The following is a 17,573-nucleotide window of genomic DNA, read 5'->3' on the forward strand; positions in this document are numbered from 1 at the left end:
CGAACCCTGTGGGAAGGGCCATAAGGGCAACAACGCCTGCTACCGGTGAGACGGATGGGACCTCAGTGCGCGTTCACCATCGAGGCGGCGGCGTAGCTCAGGTAGTCCCAGAGCTGCCGCTCGGCGGCCGGTGGCAGGGCCAGTTCGTCGACCGCCACCCGCATGTGCCGCAGCCACGCGTCGTGCGCGGCCCGGTCGACCTTGAACGGGGCGTGCCGCATCCGCAGCCGGGGGTGGCCGCGCTGCTCGCTGTAGGTGCGCGGGCCGCCCCAGTACTGCATCAGGAAGAGCACCAGGCGCTCCTCGGCACCGGCCAGGTCCTCCTCGGGGTACATCGGACGCAGCAACTCGTCCGTGGCCACCCCCTGGTAGAAGCGGTGCACCAGCCGACGGAAGGCGGCCTCGCCGCCCACCGCCTCGAAGAAGCTCTCCTCGCCTGTCCCGTCACGCCCGATCTCAGTCACCTGACCATGGTCGCAGACTGCCACCGGGGCCGGGAACCAGGACTTTCGTCCCAGGTCCCCGGCCCCGGTGGCGGCCAGGACGGTCAGGCCTCTTCCCAGTCGAAGAGCCGCCAGGCGATCAGGCTGAGCACCGCGGCGAACGCCAGCAGGCCGCCCATCTGCGGCAGCACGTCCATCAGCCCGCCGCCGCGGCTGAGCACCGTCTGGGCGGAGGTGACCAGGTAGTGCAGCGGGAAGACCTTGGACAGCTGCTGCAGCCAGTGCGGGGTGCCGTCCAGCGGGAAGAAGGCACCGGACAGGAAGGACATCGGCAGGATGATCACCTGGTTGATGCCGTTGGCCGCCTCCTCGGTCTTCGCGATCGCGCCGGTGACCAGCCCGATCGACATGAAGGCCAGGGTGGCGCAGAGCACCAGCGGGATCACCAGCGGCCAGTTGCCGGTCAGCTTGAGGCCGAAGGCCGGCGTGGTGGCCACCGCCAGGAAGATCGCGGTCTGCACCAGCGCCACCACGCAGGTGACCAGGATCCGCGAGCCGACGATCGCGCCGATGCTGACCGGTGCCAGCCGCAGCCGCCGCAGGATCCGCTTCTTGCGCCAGTTGACCAGGCTCAGCGAGGCGCCGAAGATCGCGCCGGTGGCCACCGCCCAGCCCAGCAGGCCGGGGGTGAGGTACTGGATCGGCTTGAGGCTCTGGTCCTCGACCTGGCTCGCCGCCATGCTGTAGGCGGGCGTGGTCACGTGCGCGGCGGCCAGGTTGGCCTGCTGGATCAGCCCGCTCACATCGCCCTGCAGGGCGCCCGACTTGACCGTGTCGGCGGCGCTGTAGCGGACCACCACCTGTCCGCCGGTGCCCTGTTCGATCAGCGCGTCGTAGTCGCCCTTCCTGACCTTGGCCAACGCGCTCTGCTCGTCCGGGACCTGAGTGATCGTCATCACCTGGTCGAGCTCGGCGCGGGCCGCCCCGGTGGCCGAGTCCAGCACGGCCACCGGCCCGACCTGCGCCACCTTGATGTGCGGCGAGGTGGCCCCCTTGAAGAGGAAGCCGAAGAGCACCAGGAACATCAGCGGCATCGCCAGCGTGAAGAACAGCGCCGTGCGGTCCCGCACGAAGGCCACCAGCATCACCCGGGAGAGGCCGACGAAGGCGCTGGCCCGCTCCTTCTGCGGAACGCTCATGCGCGGTACTCCCGTCCGGTCAGGTGCAGGAAGACGTCCTCCAGGGTGGCGCCGCGGACCTCCAGGCCGCGCAGCGCGTTCTGCTCGGCCAGCACGGAGAGCACGGGGGCCGGCAGCCGGGTGGAGAGCGAGAGCAGCACCCCGTTGTCCTCCAGCGCGGTGATCTCGGCCCCCGCCGCCGCGAACAGTTCGCGGGCCCGCTCGGCGTCGAGCAGCCCGGACTCCACGCTGACCCGGACCGTGTCGTCCAGGTCGCGGACCAGTGCGGCCGGTGCGCCGGTGCGCAGCACCTTGCCGTGGTCCATCACCGCGACCCGGTCGCAGAGGATCTCGGCCTCGTCCAGGTAGTGCGTGGTGAGCACCACGGTGCGGCCCTCGGCGTTGATGTCCCGCAGCAGGTCCCAGAGGTTGCGCCGGGCCTGCGGATCCAGGCCCGTGGTCGGCTCGTCCAGGAAGACCAGCTCCGGATCGTGCACCAGCGCGCAGGCGATCGAGAGCCGCTGGGCCTGACCACCGGACATCTTGTCGGTGCGCACGACGGCGGACTCGGTCAGCCCGACCCGCTCCAGCCAGGTGTCGGCCCGCTTGGGGCCGATGCCGTAGAAGGAGGCGAAGGTGCGGATGGTCTCCCGCGCGGTCAGCTTGTCGAAGAAGGCGGAGGCCTGGAACTGCACCCCGATCCGCGGCAGCAGCTTCGGATTGCGCGGCCAGGGCGCCAGCCCCAGCAGCTCGACATGGCCCTCGTCGGCCTCGCGGATCCCTTCCAGGATCTCCAAGGTGGTGGTCTTGCCGGCGCCGTTGGGCCCGAGCAGACCGAAAAATTCGCCAGTCCCGACGGTGAGCGACACCCCGTCGACGGCCTGGACATCCCCGTACCGCTTCCGGATCCCGTCCGCGGCTATTGCAGTTGTCATGAGGCCAGACACTACGGTCACCGGGAAGGCGGCTACCAGTGGCGGGCCGGGGTTGTGGCACGCCGGTGGTAGTGATCCGGTCCGCCGCTGTCCCACCCGGAGCGTGGGACAGCGGCGGACCGGCCGAGCGCGACTACGCCCGGATCAGCGTGATGGTGGTCCAGGCGCCGATGTGGATCCGGTCGCCCTCGCCCAGCGGGATGGCGGTGTGCGGGGTGATCGGGTCCGCGCCGCCGTTGAGGGTGGTGCCGTTGGTCGAGTCCTGGTCGACCAGCACCCAGCTGCCGTCGGGCTGTTCGGCGAGCAGCGCGTGCTGGTGCGAGGCCCCCGGGTCCTCCGGCGGCACCGACAGGTCGATCTCCGGGACGGTGCCCTTGTGCTGGCTGCGCCGCCCGATCCGCAGCTGGCCGCGACCGGTGATCGGGATCCGGCGCTCGGGGCAGTACGGCGGGAAGAAGAGCCCGGAGGCCTCCGGCCCGCTGCGCGCCATCATGTCGGTGAAGTACTCGCGGTCCGCGGCGACCACGGCCACCCAGGTGGTGCGGGTCTGCTCCATCGGCTGCTGCTGCGCGGGCGGCGTCAGCGCGAACGAGGTCGGGTACTCCATCGGCGGCTGCTGGTGCTGCTGTTGCTGCTGCGGGGGTGCCTGCTGCTCGGGCAGTTGCTGGTAGCCGTGGTCGGGGTAGCCGGTGGCCGGGTACCCGCCGTTCTCCGGGTAGCCGTTGTCCGGGTACCCGTTCTCGGCGTAGCCCCGCTCCGGGTAGCCGTTGTCCGGGTAGCCGTTCCCGGCGGCCGGGTAGGGCTGGTGCGTCGACTGCTCGGCCGGCGGGTAGCCGTAACCCTGCTGCTGGTGCTGCGGCTGGGCGGGCGGCACCGGCCCGCCCACCGGCGGGTAGCCGTAGCCGCCCGGTGCCGGGTGCTGCGGGGGAGCGGTGGCGGCCAGGTCGTAGTCGTAGCCGCACTCCTCGCAGTACCGCCCGGTCTGCGGGGTCTGGCAGATCGGGCAGGTGACCAGGGCCTCGGTGGCCCCCGCCCCCGGGTAGCCCCCGGCCGCGCCCAGCGGCGGGGCGGGCGGCATCGGCGGCATCGGCGGCGCCGCCGAGAAGGCTGCCCCACCGGCCGCCCCCACCGGCACCGAGCCGGAGGCCGGGTTCATCGGGAAGCCACAGAAGTCGCACCAGTCCTCGGCTTGCGACTCATGGCCCCTAGGGCAGATCGGCATCAATTCCCCCACATCTCAGCAGGTCCGGCTCGCGGTGGCACCAGGTCATGTCAGCGCACCACGATACCGATGAGTGGTGAAGCGGTGAACGCCGGATCGAAGCCGTTCATGCCCGGTACGCGCCGGTGCACGCCCGCCGCGCTCACTCCGGGCGCTTCTTGCCGGCCACCCGGACCGTCTTGGTCGAGCGGGTCTCCAGGGTCATCGAGTCGGCCTCGCTGACGTCCTTGCGGAACTTGACCGTGCCCTCCTTGGCGTCCACCACGTCGACCACCTTCTGCAGCAGCTTGAAGGTGCCCTCGTTGCCGGTCTGGTGGGCGAGGCGGACGGCCGCGCCGAGCTTGGCGGTGGCCCGGTCGACGTCGCCGGCCCGGTGCGCCTCCAGGCCCTCCTGGATGGCGTCGGCGAGTTCGGCCTGGCCGGTGTAGTGGGCGACCTGCGGGCTGATCTTGGTGGAGGAGGCCAGGTCGTCCGTCCAGACCGCCTTGACCAGCCCCTGGGAGAGCACCTCGGTGCTGCCGTCGGCCTGCGGCAGCACCAGCGAGATCCGGGCGGCCAGCATCTCGTTGCCGACCGCGGCCGTCGGGACCTGCACGCAGACGTGGTAGTCGCGGCTCTCGTCGCCCCAGGAGCCGGTCGGGTAGTCGCCGGCCCGCGGCCCGGCCTCGACCCGGCGCTCGGTGAGGTCCTCCAGGTTCGGGGCGACCTGCTTGACGAACTTCACCGTCGCGTTGGCCGGGGTCCAGACCCGCAGCGCCACGTCCGCGACCTGCTTGCCCATCGCGGCCTCCATCATCGAGCGGAAGTCGTCGGCCAGGCCCGAGGGCTCGGCGACGATGTCCACCGTGCCGAGCAGCGCGGAGGAGATCCGGCGCAGCTCGGGGATCTCCCAGTCGGTCCCCACCCCGCGGCAGTCGGCGGTGAAGTGGCCGCTCACCCGGTCCAGGGTGCGCTGCAGGTCCTCGGGCTTCTCGTGCTCGTTGCGCCCGTCGGTGAGCAGGATGCCGTGCCGGATCGCGAAGTCACGCCGGGTCAGGAAGAGCTTGTCGGCCAGCGTCAGCCAGGTGCCGATCGCGGTGCCGCCGCCCGCCGTGAGCTTGCGCAGCGACTGCTTGGCCGCCTCCCGGGTGGCCGGCGAGGCGATCGCCAGGCCGCCGTCGCCCGGGTAGACCTCCTTGGCCTCGTGGGTGCCGGCCACCACCGCGAAGGCCACCCCGTCGCGCACGGTGTCGATGGCCACCGCAGTGGCGTCGCGGGCGTTGCGCATCTTGGTGGGCGGGTAGTCCATCGAGCCGGAGCAGTCCACCATCAGCACCACGGCGGCGCTCTGGCCCGAGTCGCCGCCGGCGTCGCTGACGCCGAGCGGACGCCCGCCGGTGGTGCCGCCGCCGGTGGCGGTGACGGTGACGATCGCGTTGACCTCGCGGGCGCCCTCGGCGAGGTACTCGTTCTGGAAGATGTCGGTGGTGAAGCGGGGCAGGTTCGACTTGGCGAGACTGGCCATGGCCGTGGACTCCTGAAGCGTGGAAATGCGGATGTGGATGGCCGGGAAGCGTCGTCAGCGGGGCGGCAGCGGCAGCGGCGGGTGCGGGGGCACCGGGGGCACCGGCGGCACCGTGGGTGCTCCGGCGGGTGCGGTGACGGGTGCTCCGGCGGGTGCGGTGGCCGGCGCGGTGATCACCGGCAGGTCGAGCAGCGTCTCGGTGTAGCCGCCGGCCGGGTCGGGTAGCACGGGCAGCACCGCCACCGTGATGTTGTCGTGGCCGCCCGCCGCGACGGCGAAGGAGACCATCGCCCGGGCGGCCCGCAGCGGGTCCTGCCGGGCGTCGACGCGCACCAGGTCGGCCAGGTCGGTGGCGGCCTCGGCGTAGTTCCACAGCCCGTCGGTGCAGACCACCAGCACCCCGGGCACGTGCGGGGTGAAGGCCACGGTGTGCGGCTCGACCTCCTCGGCGTCCGCGCCCAGCCAGCCGGTGATCGCGTGGGCCCGGGCGTCGGCGTAGGCCTCGGCCTCGTTCATCAGGCCGGCCGCGACCATGCCGGCCGCCCAGGAGTCGTCCTCGGTCAGCCGGTAGGGCTCGGCGCCCTCGCGGTCGTCCGGGATCCAGTAGGCCCGGCTGTCGCCGACCCAGCCCACGGTGACCACCCCGGCCGCCGCGATCGCCCCGACGAAGGTGCAGGCGGGCGAGTTGCGCCCGGCCTCCCGGTCGCCGCTGCGGCCCAGTTCGGCGACCGCCTCGGCGGCGGTCAGGATCGCCCGGCGCATCGCCGACTCCGGTTCCACGCCGTGCTCGAGCGCGGTGAGCAGCGCCTCACCGGCCGTGTCGGCGGCGGTCTGGGAGGCCTCGTCGGGCCGCGTGGCGGAGGAGACCCCGTCGCAGACCACGGCGACCTGCGCGCTCTCGCCGCCGGGCAGCGAGGTGGCGGCCACCGCGAAGGCGTCCTCGTTGCGGTGGTGGCGCACGCCGCGGTCGCTCACCGCGGCGACCCCGGACAGCTCGCGCTCCTGGTGGTCGCGCGGGCGCGGCTGGGCCGTCCCGCAGGCTTCGCAGTAGCCGTCCTGGCTGAGCGCGAGCGAGCCGCACTGGACGCAGCCGTTGGGCGCCGGCAGCTCGAAGTCGCCCTCCTCCTCGGCCGGTTGCTGATCCTCGCCGCGCTCGGCCGCGGACGCCAGGTGGCGCCCGCAGGCCTCGCAGAAGATGTCCTGCGGGTCGAGCGGTTCGGCGCAGAACGGACAGACCCGCTGAAACTCCATCACCCTCACACCCAGGTCCTCGGGCGGGTCCGGTTGGCCCGCTCGACCAGCTCGATCCGGTCCTCGGCACGCTCGGCCAGCCGAGCCAGCACCCGGTAGGAGCGCTCCAGGGCGAAGCGCAGCTCGCGCTCCCGCGCCGGGTGCCCGAGCACCTGGACGTCGCCCTCGCCGACCGGCAGCGGCCGGCTCGCGGTGGGCGTGGGCCGGCCGGCCAGCACCCAGCCGAGCGCGGCGTCCAGCACCTCCACCGAGAGCTGCTCGCGCCGCCGGTCGTCCAGGCCGAGCGAGCTCAGCTGGGTCGACCCGGCCACCAGGTCGGGGCCGAGCGGCTCCTGGCCCGGGCGCTCGCGCAGCCGGGCCCGGATGCTGGCGATCCGGGCGGCGGTGTAGTGGCTGGAGGTCTCCGGCACGGACTCCAGGGTGGCCACCGCGCCCGCCCGGTCGCCGGCGGTCAGGCAGACCCGGGCCAGGCCGAAGGCGGCGCTGACATAGGCGTGGTCGGTGCTCCAGACCAGGCGGTAGAACTCGGCCGCGTCCTCGGCGTTGCCGAGCAGTTCGGCGCAGATGCCCAGCGCCAGCTTGGGCGCGGACTCGCCGGGGAAGGCGTCGTAGATCGCGTCGAAGGCCTCGGCGGCGGCCTCGGCCAGCGCCCGGGACTGGGCAGTGCCCCCGTCCGCGGCGGCTTGACCGGCGGCGGCCAGCTGGGACAGGCCGCGGTACCAGACCACCCGCCAGTCGTCCGCGTTGCCGGACTGCAACTCGGCCAGCGCCGCGGCGGCGTCGGTGTGCCGGCCCAGCTCGATCAGCGCCCGCAGCTCGCGCAGCCGGCGCTCCACCGAGTTGATCGGCGCGCCCTGCAGGGCGCTGAGCACGTCGGCGGCCCGGGTGGCCATCAGCGCGGCCAGGAAGCCCGCGTTGGGGTCGCTCGGGTCCACCCGGGGGACCGGCAGGGCCAGCGCGGCAGCCGCCGCGTCCAGCGGCCGAAGCCGCGGCAGGCCGGGCGCGGGCGGTTCGCCGTCGGTCACCAACTCGGTGTCCACCACCCGCAGTTCCGGGCCGAACAGGGTGGAGAGCGCCGGGCGCGGGGTGCTGTCCTTGAGCGCCAGGATCTCCCGGAGCACGCCGGTCAACTGGTCGGCCATCTCCTCGGCGGAGGAGAACCGGCGGCTCGGGTCGGGGTCGGTGGCGCGCACCAGCAGGCGGTAGAAGGACTCGTACTCGGCGAAGACCGGCACCTGCTCGGGGCCGGGCAACTCGTCCACCCAGGTGGTGCTGTAGCCCTGGAAGTCGAAGCTGAGCACGGCCAGGGTGCGGGCCACCGTGTACAGGTCGGAGGCCGGGGACGGACCGTCGGTGGCGATCTCGGGCGCCTGGTAGCCGACGGTGCCGTAGATCGGGCCCTCGTCGTCGAAGCGGCGCACCGCGCCCATGTCGATGACCTTGAGCGTGTCCTCGCTCTGGATCACGTTGTCGATCTTGAAGTCGCAGTAGACCAGGCCCCGGCTGTGCAGGTAGCCGAGCGCCGGCAGCGCCTCCAGCCCGTAGGCGATGGCCTGCTCCACCGGCAGCGGCTCGCGCTTGCCGTCCGGGCCGCGCCGCTCGTTGGCGATGTCCTTGAGCGACTTGCCGCCGACGTACTCCATCACGATATAGCCGTCGGTGGAGCCGGTGCGCAGGTCCGGGTGCTCGACGAAGTTGATGATCCGGACGATGTTCGGGTGGTCCACCTCGGCCAGGAACCGCCGCTCGGCGATCGCCGCCGCCAGCGCGTCCTCGTCACCGCTGTCCAGCAGGCCCTTGAGCACCACCCAGCGGTCCGAGACCCGGCGGTCCACCGCCAGGTAGATCCAGCCCAGGCCGCCGTGCGCCAGGCAGCCCAGCACCTCGTACTGCCCGCCGACCAGGTCGCCGCGGCGCAGCTTGGGGGTGAAGGAGTACGCCGTGCCGCAGTTGCTGCAGAAGCCGTCCGGCCGGCCCGGGCGGCCGTTCTTCTCCCGGCCGACCGGGCGCTCGCACTTGCTGCAGAACCGTTTGCGCTCGGGGACCTCGGGGTTCTCCAGCACGGCCAGCGAGGGGTCCGCGCTCGGCACGCTGGGGACCGTCACCAGGCCGGCGCCCAGCCGCGGCCGGCCGGCGGTGGTGCCGGTGGACTTGCTGCTGCGCACCGAGACGGAGCCGCGGGTGCCGGTGCGGGTGGAGCGGTGCGAGCGCGACCGGCCCGACATCGAACGGGCCGAGCCGGTACGGCTGGAGGGCATGGAACGCACCGAGCCCGAGTCCGGCGACTGCCGGGCGGCGGGCAGCACGGCGGCGGTGCCGCCCTCGGGGGCCAGGCCGCACTCGTCGCAGAAGCCGTCCGCGTCGATGGTGCCCGAGCAGCCCGCCCGCGCGCAGCGCCCGCCGGGTCCCGCCGTCGCCACCGCCACCGGCGCGCCGGTCCGACCGGTCGCCGCCACCAGCGGGGCCAGCCCGCACTCGGTGCAGTAGCCGTCCTCGTCGATCACACCGCCGGAGCAGTCCGGCCGCACACAGGCTTCGCCCATGGCTCTCAATCCCCCTGTCCTTCGTACCGCCGCGCGTCCTGCGGCGCCGCCGCCGGACGGAGCGCCTGCTGGAACCTCGCCACCGCCGCCGCTGCCGCGCGCAGATCGCACGGGGCGCTCCACAGCAGCCAGCGGGCCTTCTCGTAACGCTCGATCACTTCCGGGTCCTCGGCCACCCCGAGGCGGGCCGCCATCGCCTTGTAGGCGTCCAGCCGGCCGCGCAGCTCGGCCCGCACGGCCAGCGGCGCGGTCACCTCGGTCAGCGACTGCCGGGCCCGGGTCAACTCCTGGGCGGCCTGCTCCTCCAGGGCGTCGAGCAGCGGCGCCAGCCGGTGCCACTGCCCGCTCTGGCGCAGCTCGGCGGCCTGGTGCACCCCGTCGCGCAGCGCGGCCAGCGGCCCCGGCACGGCCGGCACCTCGGTCGCCGCGATCTTGGCGAGCACCTCGCCGCGCGCCTGCCGGGCCTCGCCCAGCGTGGCGTCCGCGCGCCGCAGCAGGTCGCCGACCTGGTGCAGCCGCTCGTCCGCCTCGTCCCGCAGCCGCAGCAGCTGCTCCAGCTCGACCCGGACGTTGTCCAGCGCCCGGCCGGTCTGGTCGAACCGCTCGGTGTCCACCGCGCCGGCCGCGGCGGCGTGGGCGGCGGCCGCGTCGCCGGCGGTCTCCCGGCCGCGCTGGGCCGGCACCCGGGCCGGGCGCCACAGCGCCAGCGGGTCGGCCACCACCTGGGCCCGAAGTGCCGTCAGCTCCCGCTCCAGCCGCACCAGCTCGTCGCCGAGCGGGTGCGCCCCGGCCCGCACGCCCACCGAGGCGGCCAGCATGGCCACCCGGCGCAGCTCGGCGAGCAGCAGGTCGATCCGGGCCGGCAGCGCGGACCAGACCGCGTCGGCCGCGCTGACCACCTCCAGCACGGTGGCGTACCAGGAGTTCATCCGGTCCATCAGCTCGCGCAGGCTGATCTGCTCCACCAGCCGGGCCGGACCGGTCAGTTGCATCGCCGCGTTGGGCAGCCGGCCACCGGAGACGGTGACCGCCGGGCCGCGCAGCAGCTCGTTCAGCTCGGCGAGCTCGGGCGCGGTCGGGCGCACCCGGCGCGAGCGCACCGCGCGGGCGGCGGCCAGCGCCTCGGAGTAGCGGTCGAAGAAGGCCCAGAGCAGGTCAAGACCCTGGCCGGCCACCGACCACCGCTCCTCGGTGCGCCCGGACAGGGCCGCGCCCTCCAGCAGGCGCCGGCCGGGGTGGTCCTGGAGCGCGAGCAGCGCCGCCTCGACGGCCTCGCGCTCGGCGCTCAGCCGCGACAGCTCGCGGTCCACCTCCTCCCGGCTCAGCACCGGGCCAGCGGATCCTGTCAACGCCACGCCCTTCTCTCCTCAGTCCTCGGTCAGTTCGGTTCTCACGGCAGGTAGTTCGCCGGCGGAGGGCCGTCGGAGGGGCCGAGGTACGGCGCCAGCCACTTGTCGTAGCTGGCCATCCAACCACCATCGGATCGGTAGTCGGCCAGCACCTGGTTCACCCGGGCCACCAGGTCCGGCGAGTTCTTGGAGATCGCCACGCCGTACGGCTCGTCGGTGATCGAGGGGCCGATCACCTGCAGCGTCGGGTCCTGGGCGGCCAGGCCGACGGCGATCCCGTTGTCGGTCAACGTCACGTCCACCTGCCCGAGCTGCATCCGCACCAGGCAGTCGAGGTCGTTGCCCACCACCGTGATCGCCTTCACCCCGCGCGGATCCTGCTTCAGCTGGTCCTGCGCGGTGGAGGCGTCCGACACGCACACCGTCTTCCCCTTCAGCGCGTCGTCGACGCTCGTCGCGTGGGCCGCCTTCGGCGCCAGTACCTGCTGCCCGGCCTGGAAGTACACCGTGGAGAAGTCCACGTCGTTCAGCCGGTCGCAGGTGATCGTCATGGTACGCGCGATCACGTCCACCTGGCCGCTCTTGATGGCTTCAATACGCTGGGCGGTAGGCACCATCTTGAACACGACCTTGCTCGGATCGCCCAGGACGGCCTGCGCGATCGCGTGCACGATGTCGATGTCGAAGCCCTCCACCTGACCGGTGGTGGGGTCCCGGAAGCCCCAGTGGTAGTCGTTCTGGTCGACGCCGGCGATCAGGTAGCCGCGCTTCTTGATCGCGCTCACCGCCGGACCGCTGTCGCTGGAGCTCGGCGGCAGGCTCTTGGTCGGGTCGCAGGCCGGGGCACTGGTCAGCGCCGCCGCCTTGGTGGAACTCGCGGTCACCGCCGGCCGGCCGGCCGCTCCCGAGGCCGAGCCGGCCAGCGTGAGCGGTGCCAGCAGCGCGGCCGTCGCCAGTGCGGTCCGCAGGCGTCGAGTCATCCGTCCCCCCGTCATCGGTACTCCGCCAGCCGGTGGCCGATCCCGCGCAGCACGCCCGCCGCGCCCAGCAGGGTGAGCAGGGCGGTGGCGTAGACGACGGTGCCGGTGGCGTCCCGTCCGTTCTTTGCCGCGCTCAGGAAGTCGGCCTGTTCGACCTTCACCGCGTTCGCCAGGTCCTGGTCCAGCGCCAGGTAGGCCGGCTGCGCGCTGTCCGCGCCGCTGCCCACGGTGCCGTCCAGGGCGCCCTGGTAGTCGCCGGCGTTGTTCTTGGCGTCGGCGGCGGTGTGCCGCTGGGTCCACAGCGCGAACTGGTCGCGGGCCGCCTTGATGTCGTCGGCCGCGGCTCCGGGTGCCAGCAGCTGGGCGGCGGCCAGCGCGCCGGAGTCGGCCGCCGAGACCTTGGTCCACTGGTCGGCGTACTGGGTGGTGGAGCCGCGGGAGACCAGGTTGAGGTTCTCCGCGGTGCGCGCCTGCAGCGAGTCCACCCGGGCCTGGTTGAGCGCCCGCAGCGGCGTCTCGCCGTGCTTGAGGCTGTCCGAGAGCGCCGAGTCGGCGGCCGCCACCCCGGCGGTCAGCCAGAGCAGGGTGGCCAGCAGCGCGCCGGTGGTGCCCAGCAGCCCGAGGTTGAACACCCGGTTGGTGCGCCGGAACAGCCGGGCCTGGACCCGGAGCAGACCGGCCAGCAGCAGCACCCCGAGCACGTAGGCGGCCCACGGGGTGGCCCGCGCGTCGGCGTAGTCCTGGTTCAGCCGGGCCAGTTCGGCGTCCGACAGGTGCTGGGCGAGCGGCAGCAGCTGGGTCTGCATCTGGTTGGAGGCGTAGCTGAGGTAGGCCGCGCCGAGCGGCAGGCCCTGTCGGTCGTTGGTCCGGGCGGTCTCCACCAGGCCCGAGTAGACCGACAGCTGCTGGTTGAGCTGGTCGATCCAGCTCTGCGCCTGGCCCGCGCCCGAGCTCTGCGCGGCGGCCTCGGTGAGCAGTTGGGCGGCGTTCGCCAGATCGCCCTGGTAGCGCTGGCGCACCTCGGTCGGCGCGTTGCCGGCCAGCAGGAAGCCGGAGGCCGCCGTGGTGTCGGCGTCCGCCAGCGAGCGGTAGATCTCGGTCGCGTTCTGGCTCAGCGGCTGGCTGCGGGTCACCACCTGGTCGGCCGCCGCGCTGCGGTCGGCCACCTGCCACCCCGTCAGGGCGCCGAAGCCGAGCACCAGGATGACCAGGGTGATCCCGGTCAGCCGCAGCTGCCCGGGCGCGGTGCGGGCCGCCGCCCGCCACCGGTCTCGCCGGCGCGGGCGCGCGGGCGTCGGTGGGAGCTGCGGATACGGGGGTGGCGAGCCGCCACCCTGTCCCGGCGGCCGTGCCGCCTTCTGCGCTGGTGTCGCCACCCGCCCACCCTCCCCGAGGCCACCCGACGGTCGGGACCGGCCGCTGCCAGCAGTATGGCCACCGGTTCCGACAACCACACGTGACTTGCGCCAAGACGTGACTGCACCCTAGTGCGGTTCCGGCAGCGGGTGCGGGGCGGGTGGGGGCGGGTGGGGCGAAGCCCGGCGTGGTGCCGGTGCCCCGCTGCCGGTGATCGACTGGGTGTCGGCCATGATGGCTGAGGAACCCGCCGCACCGGGCGGAGCATGGAGCGCGAAACGATGCAGAGCACAGCAGTCCTGGCCGAAGCCGCCGGTTACCACGGCCCGCCGCCCTGGCAGTGGGCCGACCTGGCCACCTCATGGACCGCCGAGCCGGTGGTGCTGGCGCTGTGCGCGCTGCTCGGCGGCGGCTACCTGTTCGGTCTGCGCAGGCTCGCCCGGGCCGGGCAGCGCTGGCAGCCGACCCGCACGCTGAACTTCTTCGCCGGGCTGCTGCTCTGGATCTGGCTCACCTGCTCGGGCGTCGGCGTCTACGAGCGGATCCTGTTCACCGACCGGGCGGTGCAGATCGTCCTGCTGCTGATGCTGGTCCCGCTGCTGATCGCGATGGGCGCGCCGGTCTCGCTGCTGGTCGAGGCCTCGCCGCCGGCCCGCCGGGAGCGGATCCTGCGGGCGCTGCGCAGCCGGCCGTCCAAGCTGCTGATGTTCCCCGCGATCTCCACCGCGCTGCTGCTGGCACCGCCGTGGCTGCTCTTCTTCACCCCCTGGTACGAGAAGAGCCTCACCAGCGGTGCCTGGAACATCGGGCTGCACGTCTCGCTGGTGCTGCTCGGGCTGGCCTACTTCTGGCCCCGGCTGCAGCTCGACCCGGTCGGTCACCGCTACCCGCACCTGGTCGGCCTCTTCATCACCTTCATCGAGGTGATGTTCGACGCGGCGCTCGGCATCGTGCTGATCTACGGCGGCCACATCGTCGCCGAGCACTACTACGTCACCCTGGGCCGCCCCTGGGGCCCGAGCCTGGCGCAGGACCAGACCTGGGGCGGTACCTCGCTCTGGGTGCTGGGCGACCTGGTCGGCCTGCCGTTCCTCTGCGCGCTGATCCGCCGCATGATCGTGGAGGGGCGCGAGGAGACGGTGGCGGTGGACGCGGCACTGGACGCGCAGTACGAGGCGGCGGCGGTGGCCGCCGTGGCCGCCGTGGCCGAGGGCGGCGACGTGGCGGAGGCCGCCGAGGCCGGACAGCGCCCGTGGTGGCTGGACGATCCCAACCTGAAGCACCGGTTCGGCGCCGAGGGCTGAGGCCGCCACCTGGTGCCGCCAGGTTCGGTGGCGCCCGGCGCGGTGCCGCCCGGCCTCAGTACGATCGGCGGCATGCAGCTGATCGGAGACCTCGCCCCCCACCGTCCGCTCCTCGTGATCGCCGTGCCGGAGGAGGCCGCCCACCTGGGGGCGGAGCTGCCGGTGCTGATCACCGGGATCGGCAAGGTCAACGCCGCCGCCGCGCTGGCCACCGTGCTGGCGAGCGGCCCGGCGCCGGCCGAGGTGGTCAACCTCGGGACCGCCGGCGCCCTGCGGCCCGGCCTGGACGGGCGGATCCACACGGTCGGCACGGTGCTCCAGCACGACCTGAACAGCGCGGTGCTGCACCAGCTCACCGGCCGCGGCTACGGCGAGCCGCTGACGCTGGCCGCCGACGGCCCCACCCTCGCCACCGGCGACCTCTTCGTCTCCGACCCCGCCGCCCGCGACCGGCTGGCCGCCGAGGCCGAGCTGGTCGACATGGAGGGCTACGCCGTCGCCATGGTCGCCCAGCGCGCCGGGGTCCCGGTCCGGCTGGTCAAGTACGTCAGCGACGAGGCCGGCGAGGGCGCGGCGCGGGCCTGGCGGGACTCGGTGGACGAGTGCGCCCGGCACCTGGCGGCCTGGGTGCGCGAGCACCTGGGCGCCCGGTGAGCGCCGACGGCTTCCCGGCCCGGCAGATCCGCGCGGCCTTCACCGAGCACACCGTGACGGTCTACCAGGCCTACCCGCCGCAGATCGGCGAGCACGCGGCCCGGCACGGCGAGTTCCCGGAGAGCTGGAGCCGCAGCCGGATGACCTGGGTCAAGCCGAGCTTCCGCTGGATGATGTACCGCAGCGGCTACGGCACCAAGCCGGGCCAGGAGGTGGTGCTGGCCCTGGAGATCAGCCGGGCCGGCTTCGAGTCCGCGCTCGCCCAGGCCGTGCTGTCGCACTACCACCCCGAGGCGCACCTCGACCAGGCCGACTGGGCGCGGCGGTTGAAGCAGAGCGCGGTACGGGTGCAGTGGGACCCGGAGCGCGACCTCGATCTCAACCCACTCACCCACCGCTCGCTCCAGCTGGGCCTGACCGGCCGGGCCACCCGCGACTACGCCGACCACTGGCTGTGCGCGGTGCGCGATGTCACGCCGCTCGCCCACCGGGTGCGGGAGTTGGTGCGGGCCGGGGACCAGGTGGCCGCCGCCGCGCTGCTGCCCGCCGAGGCGCCGTATCCGCCGGTCGCCGCCGAGGTGGCCCGGGAGCTGCGGATGTCGCCGCAGCAGAGCTGACGAGGCGTCAGTCCGCGGTCGGCCGCAGCACGCCGGGCAGCAAGACTGACGCACCGTCAGAACTGGCTCGAAGCAAGGGCCCTGGCGACCCACCGGTTGACGTCCGGGGCCCGTGACGGTTTCCTCATGGCGTTCGGCGGGCCAGCGGCCGCGGGGGCGGCCATCTCGGGAGGGGAACCATGTTCGGACTCGGTCGAGCCAAAGTCCTGACCATCGTGGGCGTTTGCGCGGTGACCGCCTTACCGGCGGTCACCGGCGCGGCGCCTGCCGTCGCGGCGGCGCCGGGCACCGCGCGCCAGGTCTGCCTGGCGCCCGGCGGCGCGCAGCCGGACCAGGCCTCCCAGCCGGTGGCGATCAGCGCCGACGGCCACTACGCGCTGGTCGACTCGCTCGCCGACAACCTGCTGCCGCAGGGCAACAACGGCAACGGCGGCGTCTTCGTCTGCGACCTGCGTGACGGGCGGCTGCGGCGGGCGGATCTGGGGCCGGCGGGCGTCCAGCCCGACGGCTACAGCTACGGCGGCGGGATCAGCGCCGACGGCCGCTACGTCGTCTTCACCTCCGCGGCCGGCAGCCTGGTGCCGGGGACCACCAAGGGCGTCGACAACATCTACCTGCGCGACCTGCGCACCGGCCGCACCGAGTTGGTCAGCGTCGGCGGCCGCCGACTGCCGCAGGTCGGCGACAGCGGCCAGCCGGGCATCAGCCCGGACGGCCGCTACGTCGTCTTCCAGTCGAACCGGGCCGACCTGGTGCCCGGTGACACCAACAGCGCCGGCGACATCTTCGTCCTCGACCGCCGCACCGGCCGCACCGTGCGGGCCTCGGTCGGCGGCGACGGCGGCCAGGCCACCGCGAGCTCGGTGTCGCCCGCGATCAGCGCGGACGGCTCCCGGGTGGTGTTCATCTCCAAGGACACCGACCTGGCGGCCGCCGCGCCGGCCTCGCCCGGTCGCCGACTCGCGCCGCAGCGGGCCCGGTTCTACCCGCTCTTCCTGCACGACCTGCGCACCGGGCGGACCGCCGTGGCGAGCGTGGAGCCCGACGGCAGCACCGCGGCGGTGACCGCCGGGGTGCTCAGCGCCGACGGCCGCTACGCGGCGTTCACCTCGCTCGACGACGACTTCCTGGCGCCGAGCCAGGTGATGGTGCGCGACCTGGACCGCGGCACCACCACCGTGGTCAGCACGGCGCCCGACGGGACGCAGGGCGACCAGTCCTCGTACCTGATCGGGATCAGCGCGGACGACCGCTGGGTCTACTTCAGCTCCAACGCGGACAACCTGCTGCCCGGCGGCGCGGCCCAGGACTTCGGCTACTACCGGCGCGACCTGCGCACCGGCCGCACCGAGCGGCTGCTGCGGATCCCCGGCGCGCAGAACACCCTGGCCCAGAACCTGGGCGCGGCCGTCGACGCCCGGGGGACCACCCTGCTGTTCGGCGCGGACGGCAGCGGGCTGCTGCCGGGCGACACCGACACGACGCCGCAGGCCTTCACCCTGCGACCGGGCAGCTGACCTACCGGTGCCGCCCCCGGGCGGCCCGGAGCACGTACCGCATCGCGGGCACGGCGGTCATCGGCCGCTCGCGGCCTGGGCCGCGAGCAGGCCGAGCACGCCCGCGACGGCTTCCTCGTACGGCTGCGTCGACCCGGCCGCCCGGGCCAGCACGTAGCCGCCCTGGATCACCGCGACCAGGGTGGAGGCGGTGGCGACCGGGTCGAGCGCCGCACCGAACTCGCCGTTCGCGCGTCCCTCGGTGAGCAGCTCGGCCAGCCGGGCGCGCAGCCGGCCGAAGGTCTCCTCGACCGGCCGGCGCAGCACCGGATCCGCCATCACCTCCGGGTCCTGGGTGAGCCGTCCCGCCGGGCAGCCCTTCAGTACGGCCCGCTCCCGGGAGAGGAAGGCGGTGATCCGCTCCAGCGCGGTGCCGGGGCCGGTGAACTCCGCCTCGGCGTTGGCCAGGATCTCCTGGGTGGCGCGGGTGATCGCGGCCAGCGCCAGGTCGGGCTTGCCGTCGAAGTGGTGGTACATGCTGCCCTGGCCCACCCCGGACCGCTGCTGGATCGCCTTGGGGCTGGTGCCGACGTACCCGCGCTCCCAGAGCAGCTCGCGGGTGCTCTCGATCAGGCGCTCGGCGGCGCTCGGGCCGGCGGTACCGGCCGCAGCGGTGCCGGCCGCAGCGGTGCCGGCCGCACCGGGGTTGGGCGCAGCGGTGTTCGGCGCGGAAGCGTTCAT

General features: G+C 73.8%; 15 protein-coding genes. 4 read left to right on the forward strand and 11 right to left on the reverse strand.

Features of this window, described 5'->3' with window-relative positions; translation table 11 throughout:
- Positions 1–62: 62 nt before the first annotated feature.
- From OG403_RS25865 to OG403_RS25910, 10 genes are all read right to left on the reverse strand, one after another.
- Positions 63–464, reverse strand: a complete 402-nt coding sequence (locus tag OG403_RS25865; protein WP_329568338.1) for a globin — start codon at positions 462–464, stop codon at positions 63–65.
- An 83-nt stretch (positions 465–547) separates the two neighbouring features.
- Complete coding sequence (locus tag OG403_RS25870) at positions 548–1,642, reverse strand: ABC transporter permease (RefSeq protein WP_329568340.1); 1,095 nt, start codon at positions 1,640–1,642, stop codon at positions 548–550.
- On the reverse strand, positions 1,639–2,556 hold the full coding sequence (locus OG403_RS25875; RefSeq protein WP_329568342.1) for an ABC transporter ATP-binding protein: 918 nt from the start codon (positions 2,554–2,556) through the stop codon (positions 1,639–1,641). Before OG403_RS25875 ends, OG403_RS25870 begins: the two co-directional genes overlap by 4 nt.
- A 133-nt stretch (positions 2,557–2,689) precedes the next feature.
- The gene (locus OG403_RS25880; RefSeq protein WP_329568344.1) at positions 2,690–3,712 is read right to left on the reverse strand and encodes an FHA domain-containing protein; all 1,023 of its coding nucleotides are present in this window, start codon (positions 3,710–3,712) and stop codon (positions 2,690–2,692) included.
- A gap of 208 nt (positions 3,713–3,920) precedes the next feature.
- Positions 3,921–5,282 carry a VWA domain-containing protein gene (locus OG403_RS25885; RefSeq protein ID WP_329568346.1) on the reverse strand — a complete coding sequence of 454 codons (1,362 nt, stop codon included), beginning with the start codon at positions 5,280–5,282 and terminating at the stop codon, positions 3,921–3,923.
- A 54-nt stretch (positions 5,283–5,336) separates the two neighbouring features.
- Positions 5,337–6,533: a PP2C family serine/threonine-protein phosphatase gene (locus tag OG403_RS25890; protein ID WP_329568348.1), complete on the reverse strand. Its 1,197-nt coding sequence runs from the start codon at positions 6,531–6,533 to the stop codon at positions 5,337–5,339.
- A 5-nt stretch (positions 6,534–6,538) separates the two neighbouring features.
- The gene (locus OG403_RS25895) at positions 6,539–9,076 is read right to left on the reverse strand and encodes a serine/threonine-protein kinase (protein ID WP_329568350.1); all 2,538 of its coding nucleotides are present in this window, start codon (positions 9,074–9,076) and stop codon (positions 6,539–6,541) included.
- Between the two features lie 5 nt (positions 9,077–9,081).
- On the reverse strand, positions 9,082–10,431 hold the full coding sequence (locus OG403_RS25900) for a hypothetical protein (RefSeq protein ID WP_329568352.1): 1,350 nt from the start codon (positions 10,429–10,431) through the stop codon (positions 9,082–9,084).
- A gap of 35 nt (positions 10,432–10,466) precedes the next feature.
- Complete coding sequence (locus OG403_RS25905) at positions 10,467–11,405, reverse strand: glutamate ABC transporter substrate-binding protein (protein ID WP_329568354.1); 939 nt, start codon at positions 11,403–11,405, stop codon at positions 10,467–10,469.
- Between the two features lie 11 nt (positions 11,406–11,416).
- Positions 11,417–12,781 carry a hypothetical protein gene (locus tag OG403_RS25910; protein ID WP_329568356.1) on the reverse strand — a complete coding sequence of 455 codons (1,365 nt, stop codon included), beginning with the start codon at positions 12,779–12,781 and terminating at the stop codon, positions 11,417–11,419.
- Positions 12,782–13,042: 261 nt separating this feature from the next.
- On the opposite strand from OG403_RS25910, the gene OG403_RS25915 reads away from it, so the two are divergent.
- The 4 genes from OG403_RS25915 to OG403_RS25930 all read left to right on the forward strand — a co-directional run bounded on the left by OG403_RS25915 (position 13,043) and on the right by OG403_RS25930 (position 16,853).
- Positions 13,043–14,065: a cytochrome c oxidase assembly protein gene (locus tag OG403_RS25915; RefSeq protein WP_329568358.1), complete on the forward strand. Its 1,023-nt coding sequence runs from the start codon at positions 13,043–13,045 to the stop codon at positions 14,063–14,065.
- 72 nt (positions 14,066–14,137) lie between these two features.
- Entirely contained in the window at positions 14,138–14,719 is a 582-nt protein-coding gene (locus OG403_RS25920; protein ID WP_329568360.1) for a nucleosidase, read from the forward strand.
- Positions 14,716–15,336, forward strand: a complete 621-nt coding sequence (locus OG403_RS25925; RefSeq protein WP_329568362.1) for a DUF4291 domain-containing protein — start codon at positions 14,716–14,718, stop codon at positions 15,334–15,336. The genes OG403_RS25920 and OG403_RS25925 overlap by 4 nt, the downstream gene beginning before the upstream one ends.
- A gap of 230 nt (positions 15,337–15,566) precedes the next feature.
- Positions 15,567–16,853, forward strand: a complete 1,287-nt coding sequence (locus tag OG403_RS25930) for a TolB family protein (RefSeq protein ID WP_329568364.1) — start codon at positions 15,567–15,569, stop codon at positions 16,851–16,853.
- A 57-nt stretch (positions 16,854–16,910) separates the two neighbouring features.
- On the opposite strand, the gene OG403_RS25935 is transcribed toward OG403_RS25930, so the two are convergent.
- Complete coding sequence (locus OG403_RS25935) at positions 16,911–17,573, reverse strand: TetR/AcrR family transcriptional regulator (RefSeq protein ID WP_329568366.1); 663 nt, start codon at positions 17,571–17,573, stop codon at positions 16,911–16,913.

Origin of the sequence: Kitasatospora sp. NBC_01266 (genome assembly GCF_036242395.1) — a bacterium.
In the GTDB taxonomy this organism is placed as follows: Bacteria; Actinomycetota; Actinomycetes; order Streptomycetales; family Streptomycetaceae; genus Kitasatospora.